Below are 4,589 nucleotides of genomic sequence, written 5' to 3' on the forward strand. Positions count from 1 at the left end.
TCACACACCGGTGATACCGCCCGCCCCCGCCCCGGGGTGAGCGAGTCACTCAATCGTGACCAGCGACAACTGATCCGAACTACGAACAGGCCCTAAGAACGACGCACCCATCGCCGGACGTCTCCCCCCGCCGGACGAGCGGCATCGGCGTCCTGGACCGGTCGTGCCGGAAACGGAGGGGTCGTGTGACCGACACGGTAGGACATGCGGTTTGATCGGCTCTTTGCAGACCAATTGGTGGAAAATAACGACATCGACCCCCAGGACGGTGACGGTATGACGCTACGCGCCCCGATTCGGCGTGGACTCGGTTCCCGGCCCTCCCCCGGCCGGAGGCTTCTGGGCGCGGCGGCGCTGGCGCTCGCCGTCCCGCTGGCGGTGTCCGGCTGCGAGGGGAGCCTCAGCATCGGCGACCCGTCCGCCGCTCCCGGCGGCTCCGGCGGCTCCTCGTCCGCCGCGGACGACGGCGACGCGGCCAGCCCGCTCGACAACCCCGACGGCACCAAGCCGGGCCTCGCCGCCATCACCTCCCGTGGCGACCGCGCCGAGGCGCGCAAGATCATCGAGAAGGTCGGCACCAAGGGACGCGGCCCGAAGACCGGCTACGAGCGCGACAAGTTCGGCTACGCGTGGATGGACAGCGCGCCGGACGTCCCGTTCGCGCGCAACGGCTGCGACACCCGCAACGACCTGCTGAAACGCGACGGCGAGAAGGTCCGCTACCGGTCCGGGTCCGACTGCGTGATCATCTCGCTCACGCTGCACGACCCGTACTCCGGCAAGACGATCCAGTGGAAGAAGTCGCACGCGACCGCCGTCCAGATCGACCACGTGATCCCGCTGTCGTACAGCTGGCAGATGGGCTCGTCGCGGTGGTCGAAGGGCAAGCGCGAATCCCTCGCCAACGACCCGCTGAACCTCATCCCGGTGGACGGCCCGCTCAACGGCGCCAAGAGCGACTCGGGGCCGGCGTCGTGGCTGCCGCCGAACAAGCGCATCCGCTGCTCCTACAGCGTCCGCTTCGCGCAGGTCGCGCTGAAGTACGACCTGCCGGTCACCGCCCCCGACAAGAAGATCATGCTCGATCTGTGCGGCGGCTGACCCCGGCACGGCCCGCGGCCGCCGCGCCGCGCAATATGCTCGTCCGATGAGCGACGAAGTAGACGAGCAGGGCACGGCAGGCGAGCGGCCGAGGGTCAGGACGGAGCGCGGGGTCGGCGCGCGGGCCACCGGGGCCGAGGTGACCGGGGCGTCCGCGACCGGGCTCACGATGCGGCTCGGGAACGGGCTCGGGTCACTGGCGGTGGGCTCCATGGCGCTCGGCGCGCTGGCGCTCGGCGCCGTCGCGATCGGCAAGCTGGTCGTGAAGCGCGCCGTCATCGCCCACCTGGAGGCCGGGACCGTCGAGATCAAGCACCTCAAGGTGGGGCGGCTGGAGATCGACGAGCGCTAGCCGAGCGCGGACTTCACCACTCCGGCGAGGTGCTCGGCGACCGACTGGGCCTGCTCCTCGGAGGCCGCCTCGACCATCACGCGGACCATCGGCTCGGTCCCGCTCGGGCGGATCAGCACGCGGCCCGTCTCGCCCAGGCCCGCCTCGGCGGCGGCGACGGCCTCGGCCAGTTCCGGGGACGTCTTCGCGCGGGTCTTGTCGACGTCCTTGACGTTGATGAGCACCTGCGGCAGCCGGGTCATCACCTTGGCCAGCTCGTCCAGCGGACGGCCCCGGCGGACCATCGCGGCCGCCAGGTGCAGGCCCGTCAGGACGCCGTCGCCGGTCGTCGCGTGCTGCAGCATGATGACGTGGCCGGACTGCTCGCCGCCGAACCCGTAGCCGCCCTCCTTCATCGCCTCCAGGACGTACCGGTCGCCGACCGCGGTCTCCACCACGGTGATCCCGGCCTCCTGCATGGCGAGCTTGAAGCCCAGGTTCGACATCACGGTCGCGACGACGGTGTCGCACGGCAGCGCGCCCGCCTCCCGCAGGTCGAGGGCGAGGATGGCCATGATCTGGTCGCCGTCCACGATCTCGCCGGACGCGGTCACGGCCAGGCAGCGGTCGGCGTCGCCGTCGTTCGCGATGCCCACGTCCGCGCCGTACTCCCGGACGGCCTTCCGCAGCGCCTCCAGGTGCGTGGAGCCGCAGCCGGAGTTGATGTTCAGGCCGTCCGGCGCGGTGCCGATCGTGTGGACCTCGGCGCCGGCGCGGCGCAGCGCCTCCGGGGCCACGTCGCAGGACGCGCCGTTCGCGCAGTCGACCACGACGCGCAGGCCGTCCAGCGACACGGTGACCGTCGACAGCAGGTGCGCGACGTACTGCTCGACGGCGCCGTGCGCCTCCCGGACGCGGCCGACGCCGGCGCCGGTCGGCGGGTCCCAGGCCTCGCCGAGCCGCGCCTCGATCCGGTCCTCGATCTCGTCCGGCAGCTTGTAGCCGCTGCGGTCGAAGAACTTGATGCCGTTGTCGGGGGCCGGGTTGTGCGACGCCGACAGCATGACGCCGAGGTCGGCGTCCAGCGCGTGCGTCAGGTGCGCGACGGCCGGGGTCGGCAGGACGCCGAGCCGCAGCACGTCCACCCCGGAGCTGGCGAGGCCGGCCACGACGGCCGCCTCCAGGAACTCGCCGGAGGCCCGCGGGTCGCGGCCGACCACGGCGAGCGGCCGGTGGCCTTTGAAAGCGCCCTGCTCCCCGAGCACCCGCGCGGCCGCGACGGACAGGTCCATGGCGAGGGGGGCGGTCAGGTCGCGGTTGGCGAGCCCGCGCACGCCGTCGGTCCCGAACAGACGAGCCACAGTTCAACTCCCGAGAAGACAGGGTGACCCCGGAGAAGGGACGAGCCGCCGCACCCGCCGCGCCGGCCACGCGGAACTGCCGCGTGGGGGCTGCGGGGTGCGACGGCTCGTACCGTCGGTCAACGCTTGCTGTACTGCGGAGCCTTGCGGGCCTTCTTGAGACCGGCCTTCTTGCGCTCCGGCACCCGCGCGTCGCGGGTGAGGAAGCCGGCCTTCTTCAGCGCCGGGCGGTGCTCGATGTTCGCGAACTGCAGCGCGCGGGAGATGCCGAGGCGCAGCGCGCCGGCCTGGCCGGTGGTGCCGCCGCCGTTGACGCGGGCGAGCACGTCGAACTGGCCCTCCAGGCCCAGCAGCACGAACGGCTCGTTCACGATCTGCTGGTGCACCTTGTTCGGGAAGTACTGGTCCAGGGTGCGGCCGTTGATCTTCCACTGGCCGCTGCCGGGGACGATGCGGACCCGCGCGATGGCCTGCTTGCGGCGCCCGGTGCCGGCCGCCGGGCCGGTCGCGACCGGCTGGCCGAGGTAGCCCTCGCCGGGCGCCTCGGGGGTCTCGGTGCTGTACTCGGACGGCGCGTCCTCGTACGAGTCGAGCTCGACGCCCTCGGCGCCGGTGGTGTCGTCCACGGTTCTCCTTGGGGTGTTCTAGCCAGGGCGGCTGGCCCGGTCGACCGGGTGCCCCGGCGGCCTCATGTCTGCTGCCGCGCCGGGAGGCGCGATGTCACTTCGCGGTCTGGCTGATCTGGGTGATCTCGAACGGGACCGGCTTCTGCGCCTGGTGCGGGTGGTCCGGCCCGGCGTAGACCTTCACCTTGCCGAACATCTTCCGGCCGAGGGAGTTCTTGGGCAGCATGCCCTTGATCGCCTTCTCGACCGCCCGCTCGGGGTGCTTCGCCAGCAGCTCGGTGTAGGTCACCGAGCGGAGCCCGCCCGGGTACCCGGAGTGCCGGTACGCCTTCTTGCGCTCCGCCTTGTTGCCCGACAGCGACACCTTGTCGGCGTTCACGATGACGACGAAGTCACCGGTGTCGAGGTGCGGCGCGTAGATCGGCTTGTGCTTGCCCCGAAGCAGCTGCGCGACCTGACTGGCGAGACGGCCCAGCACGACATCGGTCGCGTCGATGACGTACCACTGACGCTGGACGTCAGCGGGCTTAGGGGTGTACGTGCGCACGGTCGTCAGCCTTCGTTTCTCGTCGACTTTCAGCGGTTTCGATCCTCCGCTCCCCCTCGCGGGCGAGCGCCACGTATCAGCGGAAATCCTGCTCGCGCCGATCAGAGGATCATCCGACCCGGCGCTCCGGGAGGCCGGGGCCCGCATCCGCGGCAGTTGACGCGGACGCTCCGGGACGCACCGGCGCGTTGCGGCGCCGCCCCACCCGCAGGGCAGGCGTCACGCACACAACAACTACGCAGGATACAGGAAGCGCCGGTGTGCCATGTACCCGCCCGGCAAATGGACGGGACACGGCGCGCCACCTCATTTTACCGCCGCCGGGACCCGCCCGAAGGGGGACGGTCAGCCGTGAACCGGCCACAATCTGTAGCAATTCTGCGGTTTCTTGAGTGATTCTCATAACTCCGGGTGCATATGGGGATAAGGTGCCGGGCGACCGAGTCCACGCCGGCTCGCGCCGGCCCGCACCCGGGAGCCCCCGCTGTCCACTCCCCGCAGACCCGGCGGTCCCGCCGGAGGCCACCAGCCCAGGCACGACGGGCGGAGCGGTCCCATGCCTCGCGCCTCCGCCCCTCCCCGCGACGAGCTCGTCGCCGGCGGCCCGCGCCGCGGCGCGGGCC

The 4,589-nt window shown here is 71.7% G+C and carries 5 protein-coding genes; 2 read left to right on the forward strand and 3 right to left on the reverse strand.

All coding sequences use genetic code 11. The annotated features are described in order from the left end of the window. Positions 1-276 precede the first annotated feature (276 nt). Positions 277-1,101 (forward strand): HNH endonuclease family protein, encoded by an 825-nt coding sequence (locus ABTW95_RS35485; RefSeq protein ID WP_500228618.1) that lies wholly within the window; start codon positions 277-279, stop codon positions 1,099-1,101. 46 nt (positions 1,102-1,147) lie between these two features. Further along, a complete protein-coding gene (locus tag ABTW95_RS35490) occupies positions 1,148-1,453 on the forward strand; it encodes a hypothetical protein (protein ID WP_396452256.1) in 306 nt (101 codons plus the stop codon). On the opposite strand, the gene glmM is transcribed toward ABTW95_RS35490, so the two are convergent. The 3 genes from glmM to rplM form a co-directional block, all read right to left on the reverse strand. Then, positions 1,450-2,793: a phosphoglucosamine mutase gene (gene glmM / locus ABTW95_RS35495; protein ID WP_396452254.1), complete on the reverse strand. Its 1,344-nt coding sequence runs from the start codon at positions 2,791-2,793 to the stop codon at positions 1,450-1,452. The genes ABTW95_RS35490 and glmM overlap by 4 nt on opposite strands. Before the next feature lie 119 nt (positions 2,794-2,912). After that, entirely contained in the window at positions 2,913-3,419 is a 507-nt protein-coding gene (gene rpsI / locus ABTW95_RS35500) for a 30S ribosomal protein S9 (protein ID WP_089324437.1), read from the reverse strand. 94 nt (positions 3,420-3,513) lie between these two features. Next, positions 3,514-3,966 carry a 50S ribosomal protein L13 gene (gene rplM / locus ABTW95_RS35505; protein WP_396452253.1) on the reverse strand — a complete coding sequence of 151 codons (453 nt, stop codon included), beginning with the start codon at positions 3,964-3,966 and terminating at the stop codon, positions 3,514-3,516. Between the last annotated feature and the right edge of the window lie 623 nt (positions 3,967-4,589).

Source organism: Spirillospora sp. NPDC127506 (assembly GCF_040302145.1).
Taxonomy (GTDB): Bacteria; Actinomycetota; Actinomycetes; order Streptosporangiales; family Streptosporangiaceae; genus Spirillospora.

Excerpts from the sequence above, each read along its gene's own strand:
- ABTW95_RS35485 (WP_500228618.1), top strand. The coding sequence starts at position 277 with ATGACGCTACGCGCCCCGATTCGGCGTGGACTCGGTTCCCGGCCCTCC.
- ABTW95_RS35490 (WP_396452256.1), top strand. The coding sequence starts at position 1,148 with ATGAGCGACGAAGTAGACGAGCAGGGCACGGCAGGCGAGCGGCCGAGG.